The organism is Staphylococcus sp. HMSC072E01 (assembly GCF_001814125.1).
Lineage (GTDB): Bacteria > Bacillota > Bacilli > Staphylococcales > Staphylococcaceae > Staphylococcus > Staphylococcus hominis.
This window is the reverse complement of record NZ_KV814962.1, coordinates 225,243-249,827: the sequence shown is the minus strand read 5'-3', so window position 1 is coordinate 249,827 and position 24,585 is coordinate 225,243. Positions and strand designations below refer to the sequence as shown.

General features: G+C 31.4%; 27 protein-coding genes. 4 read left to right on the top strand and 23 right to left on the bottom strand.

The window, feature by feature from the left end; genetic code table 11:
- Positions 1-133 precede the first annotated feature (133 nt).
- From HMPREF2953_RS03130 to HMPREF2953_RS03115, 4 genes are all read right to left on the bottom strand, one after another.
- Complete coding sequence (locus tag HMPREF2953_RS03130; RefSeq protein ID WP_070671742.1) at positions 134-1,612, bottom strand: M17 family metallopeptidase; 1,479 nt, start codon at positions 1,610-1,612, stop codon at positions 134-136.
- Between the two features lie 99 nt (positions 1,613-1,711).
- Positions 1,712-2,920 carry an NAD(P)/FAD-dependent oxidoreductase gene (locus HMPREF2953_RS03125; protein ID WP_002455555.1) on the bottom strand — a complete coding sequence of 403 codons (1,209 nt, stop codon included), beginning with the start codon at positions 2,918-2,920 and terminating at the stop codon, positions 1,712-1,714.
- 328 nt (positions 2,921-3,248) lie between these two features.
- A complete protein-coding gene (locus HMPREF2953_RS03120; protein ID WP_070671741.1) occupies positions 3,249-3,608 on the bottom strand; it encodes a HesB/IscA family protein in 360 nt (119 codons plus the stop codon).
- Between the two features lie 12 nt (positions 3,609-3,620).
- Positions 3,621-3,866, bottom strand: a complete 246-nt coding sequence (locus HMPREF2953_RS03115) for a YuzB family protein (RefSeq protein ID WP_070671738.1) — start codon at positions 3,864-3,866, stop codon at positions 3,621-3,623.
- A gap of 309 nt (positions 3,867-4,175) precedes the next feature.
- On the opposite strand from HMPREF2953_RS03115, the gene HMPREF2953_RS03110 reads away from it, so the two are divergent.
- Positions 4,176-5,240 (top strand): NAD(P)/FAD-dependent oxidoreductase, encoded by a 1,065-nt coding sequence (locus tag HMPREF2953_RS03110; RefSeq protein WP_070671737.1) that lies wholly within the window; start codon positions 4,176-4,178, stop codon positions 5,238-5,240.
- A gap of 91 nt (positions 5,241-5,331) precedes the next feature.
- Here HMPREF2953_RS03110 and HMPREF2953_RS03105 read toward each other — a convergent pair whose 3' ends face one another.
- Positions 5,332-5,655 (bottom strand): YuzD family protein, encoded by a 324-nt coding sequence (locus HMPREF2953_RS03105; RefSeq protein ID WP_070671734.1) that lies wholly within the window; start codon positions 5,653-5,655, stop codon positions 5,332-5,334.
- Positions 5,656-5,758: 103 nt separating this feature from the next.
- Here HMPREF2953_RS03105 and HMPREF2953_RS03100 point away from each other — a divergent pair, with 103 nt between their 5' ends.
- Positions 5,759-6,001: a NifU family protein gene (locus HMPREF2953_RS03100; RefSeq protein ID WP_002433501.1), complete on the top strand. Its 243-nt coding sequence runs from the start codon at positions 5,759-5,761 to the stop codon at positions 5,999-6,001.
- A gap of 64 nt (positions 6,002-6,065) precedes the next feature.
- On the opposite strand, the gene dltD is transcribed toward HMPREF2953_RS03100, so the two are convergent.
- From dltD to HMPREF2953_RS03070, 7 genes are all read right to left on the bottom strand, one after another.
- A complete protein-coding gene (gene dltD / locus HMPREF2953_RS03095; RefSeq protein ID WP_070671732.1) occupies positions 6,066-7,226 on the bottom strand; it encodes a D-alanyl-lipoteichoic acid biosynthesis protein DltD in 1,161 nt (386 codons plus the stop codon).
- The gene (gene dltC / locus HMPREF2953_RS03090) at positions 7,223-7,459 is read right to left on the bottom strand and encodes a D-alanine--poly(phosphoribitol) ligase subunit 2 (RefSeq protein ID WP_002448193.1); all 237 of its coding nucleotides are present in this window, start codon (positions 7,457-7,459) and stop codon (positions 7,223-7,225) included. Before dltC ends, dltD begins: the two co-directional genes overlap by 4 nt.
- Before the next feature lie 15 nt (positions 7,460-7,474).
- Entirely contained in the window at positions 7,475-8,689 is a 1,215-nt protein-coding gene (gene dltB, locus HMPREF2953_RS03085; RefSeq protein WP_070671730.1) for a D-alanyl-lipoteichoic acid biosynthesis protein DltB, read from the bottom strand.
- Complete coding sequence (gene dltA, locus HMPREF2953_RS03080; RefSeq protein WP_017175866.1) at positions 8,686-10,140, bottom strand: D-alanine--poly(phosphoribitol) ligase subunit DltA; 1,455 nt, start codon at positions 10,138-10,140, stop codon at positions 8,686-8,688. Before dltA ends, dltB begins: the two co-directional genes overlap by 4 nt.
- Positions 10,141-10,154: 14 nt before the next feature.
- Positions 10,155-10,325 carry a teichoic acid D-Ala incorporation-associated protein DltX gene (locus tag HMPREF2953_RS11030; protein ID WP_227944882.1) on the bottom strand — a complete coding sequence of 57 codons (171 nt, stop codon included), beginning with the start codon at positions 10,323-10,325 and terminating at the stop codon, positions 10,155-10,157.
- A gap of 337 nt (positions 10,326-10,662) precedes the next feature.
- Complete coding sequence (locus tag HMPREF2953_RS03075) at positions 10,663-11,451, bottom strand: TIGR01457 family HAD-type hydrolase (protein WP_070671728.1); 789 nt, start codon at positions 11,449-11,451, stop codon at positions 10,663-10,665.
- A complete protein-coding gene (locus HMPREF2953_RS03070) occupies positions 11,451-11,885 on the bottom strand; it encodes a DUF86 domain-containing protein (RefSeq protein WP_049335121.1) in 435 nt (144 codons plus the stop codon). The genes HMPREF2953_RS03075 and HMPREF2953_RS03070 overlap by 1 nt, the downstream gene beginning before the upstream one ends.
- Positions 11,886-11,987: 102 nt before the next feature.
- Between HMPREF2953_RS03070 and HMPREF2953_RS03065 the strand changes: the two genes are divergently transcribed.
- Positions 11,988-12,254: a DUF3055 domain-containing protein gene (locus HMPREF2953_RS03065; RefSeq protein ID WP_002448201.1), complete on the top strand. Its 267-nt coding sequence runs from the start codon at positions 11,988-11,990 to the stop codon at positions 12,252-12,254.
- Between the two features lie 53 nt (positions 12,255-12,307).
- Here HMPREF2953_RS03065 and HMPREF2953_RS03060 read toward each other — a convergent pair whose 3' ends face one another.
- The 10 genes from HMPREF2953_RS03060 to sufC all read right to left on the bottom strand — a co-directional run bounded on the left by HMPREF2953_RS03060 (position 12,308) and on the right by sufC (position 23,019).
- Positions 12,308-12,694, bottom strand: a complete 387-nt coding sequence (locus HMPREF2953_RS03060) for a YutD family protein (protein ID WP_049335120.1) — start codon at positions 12,692-12,694, stop codon at positions 12,308-12,310.
- A 203-nt stretch (positions 12,695-12,897) separates the two neighbouring features.
- Positions 12,898-13,818, bottom strand: a complete 921-nt coding sequence (gene lipA, locus HMPREF2953_RS03055; protein WP_002448197.1) for a lipoyl synthase — start codon at positions 13,816-13,818, stop codon at positions 12,898-12,900.
- Between the two features lie 111 nt (positions 13,819-13,929).
- Complete coding sequence (locus tag HMPREF2953_RS03050) at positions 13,930-15,261, bottom strand: bifunctional metallophosphatase/5'-nucleotidase (protein ID WP_070671726.1); 1,332 nt, start codon at positions 15,259-15,261, stop codon at positions 13,930-13,932.
- A gap of 19 nt (positions 15,262-15,280) precedes the next feature.
- On the bottom strand, positions 15,281-16,108 hold the full coding sequence (locus HMPREF2953_RS03045) for a sulfite exporter TauE/SafE family protein (protein ID WP_070671724.1): 828 nt from the start codon (positions 16,106-16,108) through the stop codon (positions 15,281-15,283).
- Positions 16,109-16,121: 13 nt separating this feature from the next.
- Positions 16,122-16,970 carry a DUF72 domain-containing protein gene (locus tag HMPREF2953_RS03040; RefSeq protein ID WP_002448225.1) on the bottom strand — a complete coding sequence of 283 codons (849 nt, stop codon included), beginning with the start codon at positions 16,968-16,970 and terminating at the stop codon, positions 16,122-16,124.
- 566 nt (positions 16,971-17,536) lie between these two features.
- Positions 17,537-18,934 carry a Fe-S cluster assembly protein SufB gene (sufB, locus tag HMPREF2953_RS03035; RefSeq protein WP_002448087.1) on the bottom strand — a complete coding sequence of 466 codons (1,398 nt, stop codon included), beginning with the start codon at positions 18,932-18,934 and terminating at the stop codon, positions 17,537-17,539.
- A gap of 161 nt (positions 18,935-19,095) precedes the next feature.
- A complete protein-coding gene (gene sufU / locus HMPREF2953_RS03030) occupies positions 19,096-19,557 on the bottom strand; it encodes a Fe-S cluster assembly sulfur transfer protein SufU (RefSeq protein ID WP_049335117.1) in 462 nt (153 codons plus the stop codon).
- Positions 19,547-20,797 (bottom strand): cysteine desulfurase, encoded by a 1,251-nt coding sequence (locus tag HMPREF2953_RS03025; protein WP_172457916.1) that lies wholly within the window; start codon positions 20,795-20,797, stop codon positions 19,547-19,549. The genes sufU and HMPREF2953_RS03025 overlap by 11 nt, the downstream gene beginning before the upstream one ends.
- 30 nt (positions 20,798-20,827) lie before the next feature.
- Entirely contained in the window at positions 20,828-22,135 is a 1,308-nt protein-coding gene (gene sufD / locus HMPREF2953_RS03020; RefSeq protein ID WP_070671721.1) for a Fe-S cluster assembly protein SufD, read from the bottom strand.
- Between the two features lie 122 nt (positions 22,136-22,257).
- Complete coding sequence (gene sufC, locus HMPREF2953_RS03015; RefSeq protein ID WP_002448050.1) at positions 22,258-23,019, bottom strand: Fe-S cluster assembly ATPase SufC; 762 nt, start codon at positions 23,017-23,019, stop codon at positions 22,258-22,260.
- A 323-nt stretch (positions 23,020-23,342) separates the two neighbouring features.
- Between sufC and HMPREF2953_RS03010 the strand changes: the two genes are divergently transcribed.
- Positions 23,343-24,200: a polyprenyl-phosphate transporter PopT gene (locus tag HMPREF2953_RS03010; protein ID WP_017175875.1), complete on the top strand. Its 858-nt coding sequence runs from the start codon at positions 23,343-23,345 to the stop codon at positions 24,198-24,200.
- Between the two features lie 63 nt (positions 24,201-24,263).
- Here the strand turns inward: HMPREF2953_RS03010 and HMPREF2953_RS03005 are convergent, their stop codons facing one another.
- Positions 24,264-24,449: a CsbD family protein gene (locus HMPREF2953_RS03005; RefSeq protein ID WP_002448111.1), complete on the bottom strand. Its 186-nt coding sequence runs from the start codon at positions 24,447-24,449 to the stop codon at positions 24,264-24,266.
- Positions 24,450-24,585: the final 136 nt, after the last annotated feature.

Sequence of the window (24,585 nt, the reverse complement as noted above, 5' to 3'; positions counted from 1 at the left end):
GGCAGTTGTCAACGCCTAATATAATAGTATTTTAAAAATGTTTTAAAAAAATAAACGTCTAAGGTATCAATTTACCTCAGACATTTATCTATTTTGTCTCAAAATGAATGTATATTCATTTCTAATATCTATTCTATTTTGATTGTCGTAACCAATTCACTATGGTCATTATCATGCTTCCTGTCGGACCTTTAGGACCTTTATAGTTATCTTTATTAATCGTCGCAGGACCTGCAATATCAAAATGAATATGTGGCGTTTGCCCACTAAAATGCGTAACGAAAGCTGCAGCAAATAAGGCTTTACCTTGTCCATTTGTATGATTCACTAAATCAGCGACATCTGTATTATGAATCAATTGTTGTTCAGTTTGAGTAATAGGCAATTCAAAGGCGAATTCATCAACTTCTCTAGCACTTTCTAAAATGTGTTTCATATCTTCATCTGCATTCGAACTAAATAAAGCAGCCTTATCTTCTCCTAATGCCGCTATAGCAGCACCTGTAAGCGTAGCAAAATCACATATTAAACGTGGTTGAAATTGATTTGCATAAAATACCCCGTCTCCTAAAACTAAACGACCTTCAGCATCGCTATTTAAAACCTCTACTGTTTCACCATTTAAGGCAGTATATACATCATCTGGTTTCATAGCCTGTTGACTAATCATATTTTCTGCAGAGACAATGACACCTACAATATTTACTGGTAAAGATAATTTAGACGCAGCATCAATCATTCCTACAACGTTAGCAGCACCACACATATCAAATTTCATTGTTTGCATCCCCATTTTAGATTTGATGCTATAACCACCAGAATCATATGTAATCCCTTTCCCAACTAATGCAATAGGCGCTTCATTTTTATCTGTTCCATGATACGTTAAAGTAATAACAACAGGAGGGTGAGTGGATCCTTTACCTACAGCATGTAGTAAACCAAAACCTTCTGATAACAATGTGTCATTATTTTTAATATCTACTGAAACAGAAGACGATTTAAAGTGATGTGCTACTTTATTTGCAAAGTATTCTGGAGTAAGTATATTGGGAGGCATATTACTAAAGTCACGTGCTATATTCACCGATTCACCAATTAAATATCCTGCTTTTATATTTTTTATATCCTCATCACTATTAGATGATTCTATATATAATTCCAGTTGATATGGTGTGGATTTGTTAGATTTATAGTTGTTAAATTCATAAATCGATTGTCTACTTTGCAATCCAAAAATCTCTGCAATACTTGTTTTGTCAATTTGTTTTGAATTAAATGTCTCAAAAAGAACATTGGCTTCTGTAACACGTTCTTTTTTTAGATATTGAAAAAGTGTACCAAACACTTTTAAAAATGAAGCATAAGATAATGTTTTCAAATTTCCTAGTCCAACCGTAATTAAACGTTTAGGTTCATTATTTATGTATAAAATAGTCGAAGATGTTTTTCCTAATTGACTACTTACAATATGACGATGTCGGTCATTTTCAATAGTTTGTGTAAGGTCACTATTTTGATACGTGATCTTTCCAATTTGATTAAGATGATCGGGTACTCCTAGAATAATAACGTCGGTCATTTTATTCGAATCATAATTAAAATGTATCATATAACTCTCCTTTAAAATAAAGGAGTGAGATATTGAAATCTATTTTGCTTCACAGATTTCTGTCTCACTCCTTAATGATTAAATATTTAATTTATTAACTTAGAATTTACCTTTTTTAAATGCTAAGCCAACGCCACCCATTTTGAATACAGCACGTGTATCAATCACTTTTTTCATGAACGCAGCTTTTTTACCAGTAATGTCTCTACCAAACACATGACCTACACCATCATGTGAACCTAAAGAACAAACTGTACCACGATCAATATATTCGAAATCAGTTGTAGCTTGGCCATTTAAGATATTTTCAATATTTTTAGCAACATGCGCACCTTGTTGCATAGCAATTTGAGCAGTTGTTGGTAATGGACGTTCCTCACCTGCTGGGATAAACGCAGAAACATCACCAATAACGAAGATATCATCATGACCATCGATTGTTAAATCTTGTTTAGTTACGATACGACCACGTTTTACACCTTCGAATGATTCTTCCATAAGTTGACTACCGCGAACTCCAGCAGCCCACACTGCAGTATTGGCTTCAAGTTGTTGTTCTTGATCATTTGTTTTGACTTTGAAACCTTTTTCATTACAAGCAACGATTGGCGTACCAATTTTAAATTCAACGCCACGTTCTTCTAAATAATTTACTACATAATTTACAAGATTTTCTGAGAACATTGGTAAAATTTTAGGCATAGCTTCAACACATGTAATTCTAACTTTATTTTGATCTACGCCATATTTATTACATAATTCAGGAATTCTATCTGTTAATTCACCTAAGAATTCAATACCTGTAAATCCAGCGCCACCTACTAAAATTGCTAAATCATTTTCATCTTTCTCTTTTGATGCAGCGTAGTTAGCAAATTTATCTTCAATATGACGAGATAATTCGCGAGCAGTATGAATATTTTCAATTTGGAATGCATGTTCTTTCATTCCGTTAATACCGAATGTTTCACTTTCAAATCCTAAAGCAACAACTAAAATATCATATTCAAAAATACCGTGAGTAGTTTCTACTTTTTTAGCATTTCTATCAATTTTAGTTACTTCTGCATTAATGAAGTTGACTTTATTTTTGTCAATTACACTTTCAATTGGATAAATTAAATCTTCATAATTTAACGTACCAGCTGACGCTTCGTGTAACCAAGTTGCTTCATAATGATATTTGTTTTTGTTAACTAAAGTGATTTCTGCTTCATTTGCAGATATTTCTTTTTGTAATTTAGTAACTGCTTGTAAACCTGCATATCCTGCACCTAATACAAGTACTTTTTTACGATTCTGTGCCATTTCATTCACCTAAGCTTTCGTATTTTTTCTTAAATGTAGATAAAGGCTACAAGTTTCAGAACATATTGAAACGTAGCATTTTTATAATACAATAGTATTGTAAAAATACTAATTGTTTCGAAAAACTTTGAACTTAACCTATTTGTTCATCCCCATTTATAGTCTTAGTCAACACTTTTATATCCATTTTTGTGAACATTTATTCACAAAAAAGACAAAATTTAATCCACTTCCAATTTTATAGTTTTTATATCATATTTTCAAGCAACAACAGAACGATTATTTAAATTTATTATTACTATATTGTATTAACTTAAAAATATGAAACTTAACAATTTTCAGGATGTCCAGCTACTTTTGCCGTTCTAAAAGAACTGCCACATCCGCATGATGCAATTGCATTTGGATTGTCGATTTGGAATCCACCACCCATTAGTGATTGTTTAAAATCAATTTTAGTGCCATTCAGTACGGGAGCATCATCTTTATCTACTAAAACTTTTAATCCATAATATTCTAATACTTCATCATTTGATCCTGGAGCTTCTTCTGCAGACATACCATAGGTTAAACCTGTACATCCACCACCATTCACTTTAATTTTTAAATAACCGTTTTCCATATGATTACTTTTCAACATATCTTTTACTTCATAAGCTGCTGCTTCAGTAAGTGTTACTGTTGACATTTCTAATCACTCCTATAATAAGTTTGTAAAATCATTTTCTTCTATGTGTTTATAAATATTGTTTAACAAATCTTCAGGTGTATCCCCTTCTACGACTTCTCCATCTACCAATGCATATAACCCAGAAGAACATAAACCACAATTATTGAGACATCCATATTCTAACACATCTACTTCAGAATCACTTTCGAGTTTATCGTAAACGTAGTCTCCGCCTTTGGCCATATTCGATATACAGAATTCGACTAATGGAAACATACTTCACCTTCTTTTTAATTTAATTACATTATTATAACAAATCTCTTTATATGTTGCATTGCTATGGTTTCTATTTGTATTTTGCAATAACATTTTACATTTGTTTGTCGTTATTATTAAAAACATATATAATAAAATTATATTAATCTTTCATTTATTTGTTAGGGGACAATAAATGAAAAATAAGCGTTAAAATAGGCTGAATCACTTAATATTGAACCTATACTTTATTTATACAATCTGAAATTATAAAAGTCTGACATTCATAATACATAGCCAATTGATTTTAATGTAAAGGGGTAACATAATATGAAAAATTTAGTTCTACTTGGTGGAGGATATGGTAATATGCGTATTATGTCGCGCATTCTTCCAGATGTTCTTCCTCAAGAATACACATTAACTCTTATAGATCGAATGCCGTTTCATGGTTTAAAACCTGAATTCTATGCACTCGCTGCAGGCACAAAATCTGATAGTGATGTGCGAATGAATTTTCCTAATTCACATCGTGTAAATACAATTTATGGAGAAATAAGTGATATTGACTTAGATAACCAAATTGTTTCGGTAGGACAAACTAAAGTAGATTATAATGAGTTGATTATCGGACTAGGTTGTGAAGATAAATATCATAATGTTCTAGGAGCTAAAGAATACACTCATAGTATTCAAACGCTTTCTAAAGCCCGTGAAACGTTTCATAGTATTAGCGAGCTACCTAAAGGAGCGCGTGTTGGAATTGTAGGAGCTGGTTTGAGTGGTATTGAATTAGCAAGTGAACTACGTGAAAGTCGCACAGATTTAGAAATTATTTTATATGATCGTGGACCTCGTATATTAAGAAATTTTCCAGAAAAATTAAGTAATTATATTGCGAAGTGGTTCCGCGAAAATAATGTAAACGTGGTTCCTAATTCATTGATTGATAAAGTTGAGCAAGGAACAATTTATAATAATGGTACACCAGAACCTGTTGATATTGTAGTATGGACAGCAGGTATTCAACCTGTTGAAATTGTAAGGAAACTGTCTATTGATACTAATAAAAGTGGTCGCGTTATCGTTAATCAATATCATCAAGTACCGACTTATAAAAATGTTTATGTAGTTGGAGATTGCGCAGCTTTACCACATGCGCCAAGTGCTCAATTAGCAGAAGTACAGGGGGATCAAATTGCCGATGTACTAAAAAAACAATGGAATCATGAACCACTTCCTGAAAAAATGCCTGAATTAAAAGTTCAAGGTTTCTTAGGTTCTCTAGGAGAGAAAAAAGGGTTTGCCTATATTATGGATCGTACAGTTACAGGACGTCTAGCGCATATATTAAAATCAGGTGTTTTATGGCTATATAAATATCATAATGGATAAATACAACTGGGAAGCGGGACAGAATTTAATTTCAATTCATCATCTCAAGCTTCCCCTCATTTTTATAAAAAATCGAATACTCCACTTTACATTAATTATTTATAATATATTGATCTATAAAATGAGTCACTTTTTTTGACTGAATATAACCGTCAGCCACATATTCATCGTTCATTGTAATAAGTGGGTAAAACAACTCATCATTTTCAATTTGCTCAATATATTGTTGATCATGATCACTTAAATTTTCATTTTCTTTTTGAAAATCGATATATGTATATTCGAAATGAATATTAGGATATTTTCTTTCTAATAATGGTTTTAGCCACTCATACGTATTTTTAGAAGTTGGTGCATTGACACAACTAGCACACACTACATCCGCACCGTAAACAACAACACTTACTTTTGTCATATATTAATCCCCCGTTTAGTTTTATAGATTTTTCTTTCTTTATCTATTATAATAAATTAATAATAAGTTTATGAAGTATTTTACTTGAAAGGAGACATATCTCATGCCTACTGAGAATGCAACAATGTTTGATCAAGTAGCCGAAGTTATTGAACGTTTACGTCCGTTTTTATTACGTGACGGAGGAGATTGTACATTAGTCGATGTAGAAGATGGCATCGTAAAATTACAATTACATGGTGCGTGTGGAACATGCCCAAGCTCAACTATTACATTAAAAGCAGGTATAGAACGTGCTTTACACGAAGAAGTACCAGGCGTTATAGAAGTAGAACAAGTTTTCTAACGATATAAATTAAAGACACTCTACCCTCAGTATTTAATCAGAGTAGGGTGTCTTTTTTCATTTACTATTTAGAATGAGTTTGATGATCGTTCATATGTTTTTCAATTTGACGATCCATGTATACCCAACCTTTCCAACCTACATGTACCACATCACTTAATACATATTTTTCATAGTCTTTATTTGACATATCATACACTTTCCCACCATGTCCAACAACAGTTTTATGTATTTTTTTATAGACAGGTTCACGTGTTGAACGGTGAATACCTAAATGATCGTACCATTTACCATTTACTGGAAGAATAACATATTGTACATCAGCACCTGCTTGATGCATTGTATCTACTAGTAAAGATAAATCCTTAAACTCTGGTGAATTCATTTTAAATTCATATTGGCGACGATTCATTGGTTTTTTATGCATTAGTTTTTTCCAATATTCGTTACGGATACCATAACCATTAGAAGTAGAACGTTTTTCACCAAGTTGCACTGCTTTATTACTCATGTTTTCCCAAGAATCATTGGGTGATGTAAGTGAGTGTACATGAGCTAATGGTGATTTATCTAATGAAAAGTATGTTTTTATTGCCTCAATTTTAAGAAGTTGACTTTTTTTAAACTTAGAAATATAACGACCTTTTGGATTGCTTGGATCTTTTACTAATTCTTTTAAATATTCCTTATTAGGAACACTTCTAAATTTTAATAATCGTTTAGCATAGCGTTGTTTTAACTCTGAAGGCATATCCTTTTGTTGAAATATCTGATTGATTTGATTTGGTGTCGTACGCGCAGCCATATCCATATCATTAACGCCATGTGTACTAAACCATTGTGGTGAAATGATAAATGTCATCTTTTTACCTTTAAGTTGATCATATTGACCCGCTAATTCAATAGCATTAATTAAATCTGTATTACCGCCCGTACCAACTAAGAATACAGGCTTTGTATTTTTTCGATGATGCATTGCTATCGCAGGATTAAACGGGTCACGTTTATTTAACTCACTTGAACCATAAAGTGGATAATATTTATCATTACTAAATAATTGATTTTGAATGAGCGTACCTTTAAGTACTTGATCAGTTAGTGACATTCTATTATCAGCAAGTGTCTTATTGTTAACGAGACCAGTAAACCAACTCGCAGGCATTAATACAAAAGCTAAAAATATGATTCCACTAATAAGAATTGGTAAAAATGGTTTGAATTTCATCGTAATTCTTCTAAAGCTTCAACAATTTTATTAGGAGTTGCCCATTCATCGCGATCAAAATCCATAATTGATACTTCAATTCCTAATCTATTTTGAATTTCTAATAATAATCCAACTGTTTGAAATGAATCAATAATTCCTTCTTCAAAAATCTCAACATCTGGGTTTTCTTTAACTACGTCATTTTCTGCTACATCAGCTAATACATCTAAAACTTGTTCTCTAAATTCCATCATTTATTTCTCCCTTTAAATTAATTTTCCTGAGAATATCAAGAATCCAAATGCTACAAAATGGAATGTGATAATAACACTTAATGCTGTAGTAAAACCATTTTGAAAGCGAGGTGGATGTTTCTTTCTCCAGCGTTCATAATATCCATATCCGATAAACATTAAACCGTGATAAATACCATAAACAATATAAAATACTTCTAATCCGTGCCATACACCCATAATAAAGAAATTTAAGAAGAAGGCAAAATTTGACATTGCAAATTGATTCTTCATTATTTTTTTACGAGACATATAGAACAATGTTCTCATATAAACACAGTCTCTAAACCAGAATGATAATGACATATGCCATCTATTCCAGAAATCTTTAATGTTACGTGCTTTAAACGGCTGTTTAAAGTTTGGTGGTGTATTAATGCCATATAGATAACTCACTGCTATTGCAAATAAACTATAACCTGCAAAGTCAAAAAATAAGTAAAAGCTATAGGCATACATATATAACCATTTATGAGTAAAACCATGTAAATGCATTAATAATGGCATAATTGCATATACATTAATTAAATGAGCAATAATATATTTATATAAGAAGCCTATCATAATCATATGAATCGCTTTAACTACCATACCTCTGTATTGTTCACCAGTTGGTATTTTTTTATCGTCTTTGACAAAACGTTTATAACGGTCGATGGGTCCTGAAGATACTGTTGGAAAGAATGAAATAAATTGAATCAATTTCCCCACTTTAATCTCTTTAATAGAACCATCTCTAATTTCCATTATAAGTTGTACACTTTTAAAAGTAACATATGAGATTCCTAAGAATCCGACAAATTCAATTAACTTATGTTCATGGAAATGTATTTGATGTCCACCTAACCATGAACTTTGTAATATTTTAACAAGTGCTAAAGGTAAAATAGATAAAATCATAACAATTAAAAATTTAATAAAAGTATTATTTTTTTGTCGTGATTTGTAATACCACATGATTAACAGCACTTGCCATATTAAATAAATTACAAAACTGATTAATTGAACACTTAAATATTTCTGTCCAAATAAATTGTATTTATCTGAAGAGAAAATAATCACAATCATAATCACTGTACTTATCCCATTGTATACATAGCTTCGCTTACCTAAAAATCCGAGTATGATGACTGGTAAAAGAACGATAAATGCGACTAAGAAGAAGGTAAACGTACCATAAGGAATCATGCGTCGATATCCTCTGCAACTTGTTTACGATCAAGTTTTCCATTTGATGTTAATGGAAGTTGTTCCATCCAAACGAATTTTCTCGGAATCATATATTCAGGTAAGCGAGATTTCAATTCGTTTTTAATGTTTCTGGTCATCTCTAAGTCATTATCCACTTTTTTAGTAGGTACAATAGCACCTACAAGATAAACAACTTTTCCATTTTTATAAATTGGCACAACAACAGTTTCTCTAACGTATTTTGAGTGTCTTAGTTGTGTTTCAATTTCTTCTAGTTCCATGCGATAACCGTTTAACTTTATTTGAAAATCGATACGTCCTTGGATAAACCAATAACCATCTTTTTCAATAGCTTTATCACCCGTGTGATAAATGCGAACGCCATTATCAAACTTAAATACTGCTTCAGTTTTTTCTTTGTTTTTTAGATATCCTAAACTCACACTTGTTCCTTTAATAACAAGTTCACCTTCATCAGTTGTTGATAGTGTAGTATTCGGTCTTGCTACACCTACTGGAAGTGGATTATAACGTTCTAAAATCTCGGGTGTGATTTTTACACCAGTAACTGCAACTGTCGCTTCCGTTGGTCCATATGTATTATAAACAATTGCATTTGGATATCTATCAACAAGTGCTTTAGCTGTTCTATGCGGTAAAATTTCTCCACAAAAGAAGAAATGATTTAAACTTGGATAATCTTTTTCATTAAGGTTAGGAAGTAATAAACACATTTCTATAAATGATGGTGTTGATACCCAAGCATTAATTGGCGTTTGAACAAGCATTTCATTTAATAACTTCGGTTTTTTTATCATATCTTTATCTACTAAGTTAAGTGTTCCACCAGATGTTAAACATGGATAAATTGCCATTACAGATAAATCAAATGAAAATGGTGCTTGGTTCAACCACTCCTGATGATTATCTGTTTCATTTAATGAGACCATCCATTCTGCAAACTCTATTAAACTCGCATACTCAATTTGCACACCTTTAGGCTCACCTGTAGAACCAGAAGTGAATATAGTATAAACAACATCTGTTTTATCCATTTGACTATCAAAAACAATAGGATAATCAGAATGTTTAATATCTTCGATTGTAAGTTCTTTCCTTGGTTGATTCACACTTGAATCAGTTGTATTTAAAATAAATGTTGGATCTACTTTATTCATAATCATTTCTACACGTTCTATTGGAACTGACGTATCAATTGGGACATAGCCACATCCTGCTTTGATTGCTCCTATCATTCCAACCACCATATATGGTGACATATGACCATAGATGATTAATGGCTTATTTGTATCTTGCAAATAATGTGCTAGCTTACTAGATTCTTCTATAAGTTGACGATACGTTAACTCATCTGATTTATGTCTAATAGCTACTCGATCTGGATTTTTTTGTCCAATATCATTAATTAAATTTATAATATCTGTCATCCTTTGACTCCTTACTAGAATTCGTTATATATAAAGTTATTATGTGTATCGCCTGAACCATATATAAGATACAAAGCTATAAAAATTGCTAAGTATAGAATAGTCAGTAGATATGGTTTTGCTTTTTCATAAAAAACACTTATTTTTTTAGTTTCTTTCAATTGAATATTGCACCTCACAAACATTGCTATTTATTTTGAAGAACAATTCTACTTATTTTATATTTAGTAAAGTTATCTTACTATCAAGAAATATTATATCGCACTTTTATTTTTACACTTTATTATATAAAAATATTAATTATATATCAAATTTATTTTATATAATAATTAGTGAGTGTTAAATATGTATCTATCTTATCCGATATGTCCTTATTCTTATCCTTGATATTCTATATATATTAGTACTAATGGTTACATATCACAATTACACAGAGCATAACAAAACTGTTAGATATAAAAACTTCTTATTACTCATATCATCAATTTAAGTAATAAGAAGTTATCATAGAAATTATTTTTATTAATTAGTATTACTTTCTAATTCAGCTATAGCCACATTCAAATCTTTAAATGAATAGGTTGGCTTTGGTTGTTTAGTTTGAATTTCTTCATAAGATGTTACACCTGTTTGTACATGTACCGTATCCATCCCCACATTAATACCAGACATTATATCTGTATCATACAAATCTCCCACCATAGCCACTTCAGACTTATCTAGTTTCAAGATACCTAAAGCAATTTGCATGATGATGGTTTCTGGTTTACCAATAAATTGTGGCTGTTGTCCAGTAGATACACTAACCACACTTGTAATAGCTCCATTTCCAGGTAAGAAGCCTCTTTCTTTAGGAATTGAGACATCTGGATTCGTAGAGATAAATTTTGCGCCTTTACGTACTGCTAAAGTAGCTATTGCAAGTTTTTCATATGTGACTGCTTCATCTAAACCGATAACTACGTAATCTACATTCTCATCTTCTTTTACGGTTAAACCTGCATCGGTTAATGCTGTTCTTAAACCATTCCCTCCTAGCATATACACACTAGCTTGACTATTTTCTTCTGCAATGTAATTTGCCGTAGCTAGAGCAGAAGTAACTACTTCTTCTGGTTTAGCGTCAATCTTCATTTCTTTTAACTTTTCTGTTACTTCTTCAGGCGTCTTAGTAGAGTTATTAGTAACATATAAATGAGGAATATCGTTTTTGTTCAAATAATCGATAAATTGAGCAGCACCATCAATTTCTGCTGTACCCATATACATTGTTCCATCTAAATCGATTAAATAACCTTTATAATTTTTCATTATGAATAATCTCCTTTTCCAAAAGCGGTAATTGGCACATTTTCTTTTTTTAAAAATTGAGTAACTTCTTTCACAAATTGTCGATAATATGGTACTGAGATGTCAAATAATGGTACAAGTGTTTCAACTTCTAATTCTGTATAATGATGTGCAAACTGTTTTCTGATTTCAACTGTATCATTAATATGGTTTTGTGTATCTTTGGAAATCACCCCTTCAAGTTCTAAAATATCAATAACATCTTTATAGTTACCAGGATCTCTCAAAATAAAAGCGTCAATAATCATATTTCCAATATCTACTGATGATTCAATTAGCATTTGCGCAATACGTTCAAATGCATAATGATTTGATTTATTTGTTTCATAATCCTTAATAAGCTGATTTAAATATTTTATTTTAAGTGCTAATTTATCTTTATCTACAAAATACATATCGGTCACCTCTTATTATTATTATCATATCATAGTTTTGCATCATGCATCATTTGTCGTTATACTAATTTCACATATTAAAAATAAAGGAGCATGACTGATATGATAGATATGTTTCTGTACGATGATGAGGAACAATCGCAAGCACAATTTGTAGGATTTGTAGGTGAACATAGTCGCTATGATTTAATGCTTATTCAGACCGATCGTCATTACGGTAAAACACTGGTATTAAATCTTCAAACTAATAAATTTGGCATCATAGGCACAGACGATATTGAAGAAGAAGGATATATTGCTCATATATTAGGTGTCTCTCAAGAAGAAAGCGAAGAAATCATTGAATATCTAAATCAAGTTATTCAATAAATGAAAGGTCAAAACAATGTATATTTTGTGAATATCATTGTTTTGACCTTTCATTATTTATTATTCTTTTTTTCAGTAGATTGTGTAGTTTGTATTGTTGGTTTTATTTTCACATCATGCAATTTATCTTCTACTTCATCTACACTAACTAATTCTAATCGTTCATTCTCATTAATATGTCTCACTATAAAATATGGACAACCAAAATTACAATATTCCAAAATATAATCTTGAATGGTTGAAAAACGTTTTGAAATTTCAGCTTTTTTATTTGAATCTTTATAAAATCCTTTTAAACGTAATTGATCATAACCAAAATCTCCAACTACAAAATCATATTTATCAAGTATATCTGAATATCTTGAAGCAAATAATTCTTCATCAAAGCATTCTCTATAATCTTCAATTAATTCAAAATACTGTTGATTAACTTTAATCATAATAAGTCACCTTTAATTGTAATGATAATAAAAACTTAGATTGCCTATTTTAAAGAAAAAGAGCAATCTAAGTTTTAGCATCTACCTATTAATAAACATTCTTAATTGACTTTATGTACTCATATCATTGTTTCATAAGATAATATGACTTCATTATGTGATATCGCTTAAAAGAAAGTTTATTTTAAATTTTTGGGTTAATATTATTTTTGTTGTAATTGTTCTTCTCCAAGACGGTGTTTTTCTTTTGCCGCTTCATTTACTTGTTCATCAGCATGATAAGAACTTCGTACCATTGGACCAGCTTCACAATGTTTAAATCCTTTTTCCATTGCAATTTTTCTTAATTTACCAAATTCTAATGGAGTATAGTATTTTTCAACTTTTAAGTGTTTACGTGATGGTTGTAAATACTGACCAATTGTTAAAATATCAACATCATTTGCACGTAAGTCATCCATTGTTTCATAAATTTCTTCCAATGTTTCACCTAAACCTACCATTAAACTTGATTTAGTTGGAATATCAGGTTGTAACTCTTTAGAACGACGTAAGAATTCTAATGTTCTGTCGTAAGTCGCACGCGCACGAACTCTTGGAGTTAAGCGTCGTACTGTTTCAATGTTATGGTTTAAAATATCTGGTCTTGAAGCCATTAGTGTTTCAAGTGCTTCATAATCCCCACCCATATCTGACGGTAAAATTTCAATTGTCGTATATGGATTACGTTCACGTACTTTACGAACTGTTTCTGCATATACATTAGACCCTGCATCTCTTAAATCATCACGTGCAACAGCTGTGATAACAACATGCTTAAGATTCATTAGTTCTACAGACTCTGCAACACGTTCTGGTTCATTTAAATCTAGTTCATTAGGTAAGCCAGTTTTTACTGCACAGAAACGACAAGCTCTTGTACATACCGCACCTAAAATCATAAATGTAGCCGTACGTCTAGCTCCCCAACATTCATGTATATTTGGACATTTTGCTTCTTCACAAACTGTATGTAAATTTTTCTCACGCATCATTTTCTTGAGGCCGATGTAGTTTTCATTAGTGTTTAGCTTTATTTTCAACCAATCTGGTTTACGTAAAATCTCTTCATTTTTAGTAGCCATAACAACACATACCCTCCTGTTTAATCTATCTTTAACTATTATAACGAAATTTACATTAAATTAAAATGTAATAACTTATAAAATTAAGACATAACTATGAACATTTGTGTACTAAGAAGAATGATGCATATGAATTAATTTTTCTTTAAAGATATCTCTTAAAAATTCCGGCATTAAATAATCAATCGATGTTCCTTTTAATAATGGGAAATATCTTCCAAATGTATACATATCTACAGTTCCTAATATATAGGTACGGTTATCTTCTATTTCTTGTCCATCTACAAAGAAGCGATGTTCTGATTGAATAAATCCACATTTATATAATATATAACCACCAAAAATATCGCCTCTAAATCCTAACCCTTGGACATGTTCATACATATATTCTTGCTTTTGACTTTTTAATATTACCTTTTTCAATTCAGAACCTTTCAAACGTACACGAACTAAGTTGATTGGATGAGGTAACATAGTATGGATATCGTATTCAGTAAGTTGATCGCTCTCGATACTATTAACAATTAATCCAGCATTAATAATTGTACAATCTGCATTTGTAAACTCATACACACTTTCTGCAAGTAAATAAGTCGTTTTTGTAATCACATTTGTTTTACTAGATAAAGAAACTGGTTTATTAATAATCGCCTTATTCATCAAATCTTTTCCTTCTTCATCAAAATGTGTTTTAACTACTGGTAATGTGTCTACTGGATGTAATGTAGCCTCTTTAGTAATTACTGTTTTATTTTCAATCGTTAAATTCACTTCTCCAAGATAATATCCATATTTCCCTGCTGCTGCCATAAGTACACCATTATTGACTTCACCATGATTAAAATGATGATGTGTGTGGCTTCCTAGTATTACGTCTATCTCTGGGATTTCTTGACATAATTTTTCATCAAAAAAGACACCTACATGACTCATAACTATTAATACATCGTATTGTCCTTTGCGTTGTTCAATTTCGTCTTTGATGGCTTCTAATGGGTCTGTCACAATCCAATCAAGTGCTCGATAGAATGGCGTGAAAGGTGCCGTGGCTGCTACAAATAAAAAGCGCACATCCTCTATTTCTTTTATATAAGATGTGGCAATATGACGAGGTAAGTGACCATCTTCGTCTAAAACATTAGCACATATGACTTTAAATTGTGCATCATTGTAAAGATTGTTTAATGCTTCATGAGAAATAGTCATTCCTTCATTATTCCCAATTGTAGCAATATCACAATGAGCCTCATTTAAAAGTTCAACATTCTTTTTGCCCATAGTTGCTTCTGTTACTGGTGTAGATAAATCAACATGATCACCAATATCTAAATAAAGTGAAGGGTGTTGAAGTTCAGGTCGGTGTTCAGCCATGTACGTCATAATACGTGCATATTCATTAAGGTGACTATGAATGTCATTTGTATGAAAAATTGTAAGCTTCACTTAAATTCCTCCTGTTTTTTTATAGAAACGATTTAATAATTAGATATACACCCATAATTAACATTACTGTGCGTAATAATACTACTACTGTTTCTGATTTAATCGAGTGATTTATTTTTACTCCAATTTGAGCGCCAATATAACTAGAAATGATTAGAATAATTGAATATGACCAAGCAACATGACCTTGAATAATATGACCAATTGAACTCATTACACTTGAAAAGAAAATCATCATCATGCTTGTCCCTACTGCTACATGAGGTGGAAATCTAAATACTATAAGCATTAAAGGAGTCATCAACGCTCCACCACCAATCCCAAATAAACCTGTAAGTACACCTATAAATAATGTAGCAAAGAAGGCAAACATAGGTGGAACGCTATAATGATATGTCATTCCTTTAGCATCGATGTATGTTTTACGATACTTTTCCTTATCGAATATTTTAAATGGTTTAATTTTATGTCTAATCATCAATAAAATGGATACACAGATCATAAAAATACCAAAGTATAAATTAAACGAATTTAATGTTAAATATCTGCTTAAAAATGAACCAATAAGTGAACCGGGTAATAATCCAAATAAAAATATAGAGCCATTTTTAATATCTACTTGCTTTGTTTTCAAATAACCAACAGATGAAGAAAGTCCAGTTACAATAAGAATAACCGATGACGTACCAATTGCAATCTGAGTAGTGATGCCGTGTAACAGATGATGGTTCACTCCTAAATACACTAAAGTAGGTACGATAATTATACCGCCACCAATACCTACTAAAGAACCTAATACTGCAGATAATAATCCAATTAAAACTAATAAAATCATTGTTAAAAACATTATAATTCGCCTCTTAGAAAAATTTTAATTGCTGAGGTGCTAAGCCTGTATACTCTATATCTAAAATATCTTGATAGGTTTTAGCATTTTGAGCTGCATGACCACCAGAATTATTATTAAAAATGACATAAACCTTTTTAGCTTTTTGTTCTAATATTTGAACTTTATTCGCTAAATCTTTTAATTCATTTTCATTATAATTATATAAATATCTAACATCTCGCCACTCTTGATCTGTCATATCTTTTTTAGTCCAACCATGCTGATTTCTACCATGATAACGCACAAAAGCAGTACTAGAAGTTATACGATTGACTAACGGTATAGACCCATCTTTAATTTGTGGTTCATCTACGACCGCATGAATAATTTGATGTTCGGTTAAAAACATTAAAGTTTGTTCTTTAAATTGGGAGTTAAACCAAGATTGATGTCTAAATTCTACACACATGGGGATATCTTCTAGCTGTTGTCGAACATACAAAATATAATTTATATTTTGAGCTGTACAATCAAACCAAGGTGGAAATTGCACAAGTACCATTGCTAATTTATGATGTGCAATCAGTGGTTCAAGCATGTGTCTAAATTGTTTAAATAGTTCAGATCGTGAATCAGCATAAGTTTTATAATCTGAGTGAAGCGTCAATGCTTGATGAATCTTAACGATAAACTGAAACTTATCTGGTGTTTCATTGATCCATTTCAATATATTACGTTCAGGTTGGATAGCATAATATGAGGCATCAAGTTCAACAACAGGAAAATGACTCGCATACGTACGTAATTTATCTGTTTGTCTTTCAAGATCTTCATATAAAGAATAATGATCTCCCCATCCAGTTAGACCGATATTAATCATTTTTATCACCAGATATATGATACCACATTCAAAATTAATATATCACTTGTTGTATACTCACTTTACATTTTCTTATTACTTTAAAATCGTCACTATAACACCCTAAGTGCGCGTTAATAACTGATTCATTTGTAAAAATAATTAATCTATTAAATCGTTCACTTTTGATTAGTAGCTAACCGGGGATCCACTCCAATTATGGGTAAATTCACTATCTCCATTTGTAACTACTTGTCTTCTAATAGATTGTATTAACTGATTTTGAACTGGATAAGATGAAATATCGCCCTCATAATTAATCATTACTTGAACAAATTGACTACTACTTCGGGCATACTTACCACTTCTGAATCCGTATTACCTACTATATTTGCTTGAATAATTGGTTATTTAATAGTTCAGTCAAACAATGATCACACTATTGCATTATAAACATCAATATTTGACTTATCACCTGTTCTATATATATTAAATGTTTACTTCTTTTTAATATACTTGAAAAACAAAAGAACTAGAATGTTAAACATTCTAGTTCTTTTAACTATTAGCTTAAGCTATATCTTAAATTATCCAATTGAACCTTCCATTTCAAATTTAATAAGACGGTTCATTTCTACAGCATACTCCATTGGTAATTCTTTAGTAAATGGTTCGATGAATCCCATAACAATCATCTCTGTTGCTTCTTCTTCAGAAATCCCTCTACTCATTAGATAGAATAATTGTTCTTCAGATACTTTAGAAACTTTCGCTTCATGTTCTAATGAAATATTATCATTAAATACTTCATTATATGGAATTGTGTCTGAAGTTGATTCGTTATCTAGAATTAATGTATCGCATTCGATATTTGAACGCGCACCTTTAGCTTTGCGTCCAAAGTGAACGATACCGCGATAGATTACTTTACCACCGTTTTTAGAAATTGATTTAGATACGATAGTTGAAGATGTATTTGGGGCTTTATGAATCATTTTAGCACCTGCATCTTGAACTTGACCTTTACCCGCAAATGCGATGGATAATGTACTACCTTTCGCACCTTCACCTAATAATACACAGTTAGGGTATTTCATTGTTAACTTAGAACCTAAGTTACCGTCAACCCATTCCATATTACCATTTTCATGAACAAACGTACGTTTAGTAACTAAGTTATACACATTGTTAGCCCAGTTTTGGATAGTAGTATAACGAACATGTGCATCTTTATGAACAATAATTTCAACTACTGCTGAGTGTAATGAACTTGTAGTATATACTGGTGCAGTACAACCCTCAACATAGTTTACTGAAGCCCCTTCATCAGCAATAATTAATGTACGTTCGAATTGACCCATATTTTCTGAGTTAATTCGGAAGTACGCTTGTAATGGTGTATCTAATTTAACGTTTTTAGGTACATAGATGAATGAACCACCTGACCATACTGCTGAATTTAATGCTGCGAATTTATTATCAGCTGCTGGAACAACAGAAGCAAAGTATTCTTTAAATAAGTCTTCATTTTCACGTAAAGCACTGTCTGTATCTTTAAAGATTATCCCTTTTTCTTCTAATTCTTTTTCCATATTATGATATACAACTTCTGATTCATATTGTGCAGAAACACCAGCTAAATATTTTTGTTCTGCTTCTGGTATACCTAATTTATCAAATGTACGTTTAATTTCTTCAGGTACTTCATCCCAAGAACGTTCAGTATGCTCTGAAGGCTTAACATAATAAGTAATGTCATCAAAATTCAACTCTGATAAATCGCCACCCCATTGAGGCATTGGGATTTTATAGAATAGTTTTAAAGCTTTTAATCGGAAATTAAGCATCCATTCTGGTTCTTCTTTCATCTTAGAAATTTCTCTAACAATATTTTCTGTTAGACCACGTTCTGATCTGAAAATGGAAACATCCTCATCATGGAAACCATATTTATAATCTCCAACATCAGGTGCTTTTTTAGCCATTTCAATCACTCCTTAAATATATTTAAAACGATATGCGCATCATTTATCTTTCACTACTATCTATAGTCATTGTAACAACATGCAAACTATATAAAAAGAAATATGTGTAAAATGTCACAGCACCATAGTGCTTAGAATAACATTTATTACCTATTCGTATTTTATTCTTCAGTTGTACCTTCTGATTTACCTTCTTTTTGCACTGTACCTTTTTCTAAAGCTTTCCACGCTAACGTTGCACATTTAATACGCGCTGGGAATTGAGAAACGCCTTGTAATGCTTCTACATCTCCCATATCTTCAGTGATGTTATAATCTTCACCTAACATCATTTTAGTAAATTCTTGACTCATTTGCATTGCTTCACCTAATGAATGACCTTTAACTGCTTCAGTCATCATCGATGCACTTGACATTGAAATTGAGCAACCTTCACCTTCGAATTTCGCCTCTTGAATGATACCATCTTCAATATCAAATGTTAGTCTAATGCGATCACCACAAGTAGGATTATTCATATCTACTGTCATTGATCCATTATCTAAAACGCCTTTATTACGAGGATTCTTATAATGATCCATAATTACAGATCTATAAAGTTGATCTAAATTATTAAAACTCATATGAGAAAAACTCCTTCGTTTGTTTCAATGCTTCTACTAATTGGTCAACATCTTCTTTTGTATTATAAATATAAAAACTTGCTCTTGCAGTAGATGATACATTTAACCATTTCATTAATGGTTGCGCACAGTGATGTCCAGCTCTAACAGCGACACCTTCAGTATCTACTGCTGTAGCAACATCATGTGGATGAATATCAGCTAAATTAAAAGTGATCACACCTGCACGTCTTTCTTTAGGGGGACCATATATTTCTAATCCTTCAATTGAAGATAATTGCTCATATGCATATTCTGTTAATTCTTTTTCATGCTGATGAATGGCATCAAAGCCTATATTTTCGATATAACGAATAGCTTCAGCCAATCCAATAGCTTGAGCAATAATCGGTGTACCAGCTTCAAATTTAGTAGGTAAGTCAGCCCATGTTGCATCGTACTTACTTACAAAATCAATCATGTCCCCACCATACTCAACAGGTTCCATGTTTTGAAGTAGTTCACGTTTTCCATATAATACACCAATACCAGTCGGTCCTAACATTTTGTGACCGCTAAAGCTAAAGAAATCAACATCTAAATCTTGAACATCGATATCCATATGAGGTGCAGATTGTGCTCCATCAACACTAATAATAGCACCGTGTTCATGCGCAATCTTAGCAATTGCTTTTATATCATTAATGGTACCTAAGACATTAGACACATGAGTAATAGCTACAATCTTAGTATTGTCATTAATTGTCGATTTGACATCTTCGATTCTTAGTTCACCATCATCAGTCATAGGAATAAATTTTAAAGTAGCTTTTTTTCGTTTAGCTAGCTGTTGCCAAGGCACAATATTAGCATGATGTTCCATCTCTGTCACAACGATTTCGTCGCCTTCGTTAATATTAGCGTCTCCATAACTATGTGCAACAATATTAATTGAAGCAGTCGTACCTCTAGTAAAAATAATTTCTTCAAAATATTTAGCATTAATGAAACGTCGTACTGTCTCACGAGCACTTTCATATCCATCTGTTGCTAAAGAACCTAGAGTATGCACACCACGATGCACATTAGAATTGTAACGTTTATAATAATCATCTAATACATTTAATACTTGCACTGGTGTTTGACTTGTTGCTGTTGAATCAAGATAAGCTAATCGTTTTCCATTAACTTTTTGATTTAGTATAGGAAAGTCTTCAATAATTTCTTGTATGTTTAATGAAGTTTCGGCCACTACCTTCACGACCTTTCTTTTATTGAAAATCTCAATGACCTATTTATTTACTTTAAGTTCGATGACTTCTCGTAATTGACGTTTCACATCTTCAATTGGTAATTCACGGACAACTGGATCTAAGAAACCATGAATAACAAGACGTTCTGCTTCTTTTTGAGAAATACCACGGCTCATTAAGTAGTAAAGTTGTTCTGGGTCAACACGACCAACCGAAGCTGCATGACCTGCTTCAACATCATCTTCATCGATAAGTAGAATAGGGTTCGCATCTCCGCGAGCATGCTCTGAAAGCATTAACACACGAGATTCTTGATTTGCGATAGATTTTGTACCGCCATGCTTAATATATCCAATACCGTTAAATACAGATGAAGCATTTTCACGCATTACACCATGTTTTAAGATATAACCATTTGTTTCCTTACCATATTGAACGATTTTAGATGTTAAGTTAATTTTTTGATCACCAGTACCAACAATGACTGATTTTAGTTCACTTGTTGAACGATCACCCATTAAGTTAGTAGTATTATCAATAATTTGGCTTCCCTCATTCATTAAACCTAAAGCCCAATTAATTGATGCATCTGCTGCCGTCACACCACGACGGATAATGTGACCTGTAAATCCTTTATCTAGATAGTCAACTGAACCATAAGTAATGTTTGAATTTGCTCCTGCAATCACTTCAGAAATAATATTGACTTGATTACCTTCACCACTTGCAGTTGAAAGGTAATTCTCAACATATGTTACTTCAGCACTTTCTTCCGTTACAATAATGACATGATTAAATAAACTTGCATTCTCATTGTCATGTAATACTACATATTGAATAGGGTCTTCAACTACTATATTTTTAGGGACATATACAAATACGCCACCATTCAATAATGCTGTATGCAAAGCAGTTAATCGATGTTCATCTACTGTAACTGCATCTTTCATTAAATATTTTTCTACTAATTCACTATGATCTTGTAGCGCTTTTGATAAACCTTCAATAATAACATTATTATGATTTGCTTGTTCTGATACTTGTGTGAAAGCTAAATCATTATTATGTTGAATAATTAAATTTTTAGAATTTTCTATATCAATAATATTTTTAACTGATTCAGGAAGTTCTGATACATCATTATATGATTTACTTTCTACATGATGTTGTTTAAATGCATCGAAATCCCATTTTCTTAGTTTTGTTTTATCTGGTTTAGGCATTTCTAAAGTTTCTGTTAATTTCAAAGCTTTTTGACGTAGTTCAGTCATCCAAGAAGGTTCATTTTGTGCTTTAGAATAATCAACAAGTTGTGCTTCAGAAATATTTAAAGTTTCTGTTGTCATAATGCTTTTTCCTCCTACTTGATGAAAAATTTTAGTAACTGAATTGATATATAAACTGTTTATTTCCACATTTTAAAATCAATCAGTTCTTTTTATGAATAGTTTTTATATTATTTAATGACCTATTCAGTTGCACCAAATTCTTCTTTAACCCATTCATAACCTTCTTCTTCAAGACGTTTAGCTAATTCTGGACCGCCTGATTTTACAACTTTACCGCCATACATAACATGTACTTTATCAGGAGTAATATAGTTTAATAAACGTTGATAGTGTGTAATCATTAATGCACCGAAATCTTCACCACGCATTTCATTGATTCCTTTAGAAACGACTTTTAATGCATCAATATCTAAACCTGAGTCAATTTCATCTAAAATCGCAAATTTGGGTTCTAACATCATTAATTGTAAGATTTCATTACGTTTTTTCTCCCCACCTGAGAAACCTTCATTTAAATAACGTTGCGCCATATCTTTATCAATATCTAAGAAATCCATTTGTTTATCTAATTTTTTAATAAATTGCATTAAGTTAATTTCTTGACCTTCTTCACGTTTTGCATTAATCGCTGAACGCATAAAGTCTGCATTTGTTACACCAGTAATTTCTGATGGATATTGCATTGCTAAGAAAAGACCTGCTTTTGCTCTTTCGTCAACCTCTAATTCTAAAATATTTACGCCATCAAGTAATACTTCACCTTGAGTAACTTCATAACTTGGGTGACCCATAATTGCAGAAGATAATGTTGATTTACCTGTACCATTAGGTCCCATGATTGCGTGAACTTCACCAGTATTAATTGTTAAATTAACACCTTTTAAAATTTCTTTATCTTCAATAGACACATGTAAGTCTTTAATTTCCAATGTTGATGACATTTATATTCCCTCCATAAAATATAAAGTTTTCTTAACTAGTTTATAGTAATTTTAATTTATAGTCAAAAAGACTTCTAACACTTTAATACACTTAATTATAACGTAAATAGTCCCCAATATAAACTTATTAAAATGACAAAAAAGATTATATTTTCGTCAAAATTGTTTCGAAATGACTTCAATTTTCAAGTGCGACTGATAATCAAAAGGCATCTGTTCTCAATAGGCATCTATATATTAACGATGATTGACTACTTAATATTTCAATGTAAGTTAAAAATTTGGTAGTATTCGTATTAACTTAATAAAGAAAGGAGACCTTTATGACATTCAAATGGAAAAATATTTTAAAAGGATTTGCGATGGGAACTTCAGATTTAGTTCCAGGAATTAGTGGAGGTACCATTGCTTTACTTTTAGGAATATATGATGGTTTTATTTCATCCATTAGTGGATTGTTTTCTAAACGATTTTGGCCAAGTCTAAAATTTTTACTTCCTATATTAATAGGAATGATTTTAGCGATTGGTGTACTTAGTAATTTAATTCATTACCTACTCGATCATCATCACGTAATAACGATGTTCTTTTTTACTGGTTTAATTATAGGCATTGTCCCTTACTTATTAAAAACTTCAGATTTTAAAAAAACATTTACAACTAAACACTATGGATTATTAATTTTAGGAATCATAGTTATAGTGGCATTAACGTTATTAAATCCTAGCACACAGCAATCAAGTTTAACACTTCAATTATCTTTTAGTCTTATTATTAAATATTTTATAGCAGGTGTTTGTGCTTCTAGTGCAATGCTACTTCCAGGTATCTCTGGCTCATTTATGCTACTTGTATTCGGTGCATATGGAACAATAATGTTAGCTATTGCTAATTTAGCTAAATTTAACTTTACCGGTCTGCCTATATTAATAGTAGTTGGTTTAGGTATTTTATGTGGATTTCTATTTTCAAGCCGTATTATAAAATACTTTTTAACCCACCACTTTATTGGAACATTTGCCTTAATTACTGGTTTTGTTATTGGTTCAATTTATGCTGTATTCCCAGGAATTCCTAAATCACCAGTAGAATGGATTGTTTCGATTATTTCTTTAGTAATAGGATATATAGTAAGTTATTCATTAGGACTGATTACGTCTAACAATGATACTCAGACATAATATTCTAAAATAAACAAAAAACGCATGTGTTTAACACATGCGTTCTCTTCTAGTTAAAACGACTTATTTATCGCCTTTTAATTTATCAATAACATCATTTGCTTTATCTTTAACGTTATCAACCACTTCTTTAGCTTTACCTGAAGCTTTGTCGCCTTGACCTTCTTTTTCTAAATCTTTATTATCAGTTGCATTACCAACTGTTTCCTTAATATTACCTTTAGCTTGTTCAAATTTATCTTCTGCCATTTTAAATTCCTCCTTGTTGAACATTTCATTCTTAAATGATTTTTGTAATATTAACATACCCAATACATATCATGTATAAACATAAATTCTGTTATTTTTTTATATTTTCTGTCTAATTAAAATAATTGTTATAATA

Coding starts and splice junctions, on each gene's coding strand:
- HMPREF2953_RS03010 (WP_017175875.1), top strand. CDS start 23,343: ATGACATTCAAATGGAAAAATATTTTAAAAGGATTTGCGATGGGAACT.
- HMPREF2953_RS03130 (WP_070671742.1), bottom strand. CDS start 1,612: ATGATACATTTTAATTATGATTCGAATAAAATGACCGACGTTATTATT.
- HMPREF2953_RS03125 (WP_002455555.1), bottom strand. CDS start 2,920: ATGGCACAGAATCGTAAAAAAGTACTTGTATTAGGTGCAGGATATGCA.
- sufC (WP_002448050.1), bottom strand. CDS start 23,019: ATGTCATCAACATTGGAAATTAAAGACTTACATGTGTCTATTGAAGAT.
- HMPREF2953_RS03115 (WP_070671738.1), bottom strand. CDS start 3,866: ATGTTTCCATTAGTCGAATTCTGTATATCGAATATGGCCAAAGGCGGA.
- sufU (WP_049335117.1), bottom strand. CDS start 19,557: ATGAGTTTTAATAATTTAGATCAACTTTATAGATCTGTAATTATGGAT.
- HMPREF2953_RS03075 (WP_070671728.1), bottom strand. CDS start 11,451: ATGAAAAATTATAAAGGTTATTTAATCGATTTAGATGGAACAATGTAT.
- HMPREF2953_RS03060 (WP_049335120.1), bottom strand. CDS start 12,694: ATGATTAAAGTTAATCAACAGTATTTTGAATTAATTGAAGATTATAGA.
- HMPREF2953_RS03120 (WP_070671741.1), bottom strand. CDS start 3,608: ATGTCAACAGTAACACTTACTGAAGCAGCAGCTTATGAAGTAAAAGAT.
- HMPREF2953_RS11030 (WP_227944882.1), bottom strand. CDS start 10,325: ATGTTTGTGAGGTGCAATATTCAATTGAAAGAAACTAAAAAAATAAGT.
- sufB (WP_002448087.1), bottom strand. CDS start 18,934: ATGGCTAAAAAAGCACCTGATGTTGGAGATTATAAATATGGTTTCCAT.
- HMPREF2953_RS03065 (WP_002448201.1), top strand. CDS start 11,988: ATGATAGATATGTTTCTGTACGATGATGAGGAACAATCGCAAGCACAA.
- lipA (WP_002448197.1), bottom strand. CDS start 13,818: ATGGCTACTAAAAATGAAGAGATTTTACGTAAACCAGATTGGTTGAAA.
- dltA (WP_017175866.1), bottom strand. CDS start 10,140: ATGACAGATATTATAAATTTAATTAATGATATTGGACAAAAAAATCCA.
- dltD (WP_070671732.1), bottom strand. CDS start 7,226: ATGAAATTCAAACCATTTTTACCAATTCTTATTAGTGGAATCATATTT.
- HMPREF2953_RS03045 (WP_070671724.1), bottom strand. CDS start 16,108: ATGTTTTTAACAATGATTTTATTAGTTTTAATTGGATTATTATCTGCA.
- HMPREF2953_RS03105 (WP_070671734.1), bottom strand. CDS start 5,655: ATGACAAAAGTAAGTGTTGTTGTTTACGGTGCGGATGTAGTGTGTGCT.
- dltB (WP_070671730.1), bottom strand. CDS start 8,689: ATGATTCCTTATGGTACGTTTACCTTCTTCTTAGTCGCATTTATCGTT.
- HMPREF2953_RS03110 (WP_070671737.1), top strand. CDS start 4,176: ATGAAAAATTTAGTTCTACTTGGTGGAGGATATGGTAATATGCGTATT.
- dltC (WP_002448193.1), bottom strand. CDS start 7,459: ATGGAATTTAGAGAACAAGTTTTAGATGTATTAGCTGATGTAGCAGAA.
- HMPREF2953_RS03100 (WP_002433501.1), top strand. CDS start 5,759: ATGCCTACTGAGAATGCAACAATGTTTGATCAAGTAGCCGAAGTTATT.
- sufD (WP_070671721.1), bottom strand. CDS start 22,135: ATGACAACAGAAACTTTAAATATTTCTGAAGCACAACTTGTTGATTAT.
- HMPREF2953_RS03070 (WP_049335121.1), bottom strand. CDS start 11,885: ATGTATTTTGTAGATAAAGATAAATTAGCACTTAAAATAAAATATTTA.
- HMPREF2953_RS03040 (WP_002448225.1), bottom strand. CDS start 16,970: ATGATTAATATCGGTCTAACTGGATGGGGAGATCATTATTCTTTATAT.
- HMPREF2953_RS03005 (WP_002448111.1), bottom strand. CDS start 24,449: ATGGCAGAAGATAAATTTGAACAAGCTAAAGGTAATATTAAGGAAACA.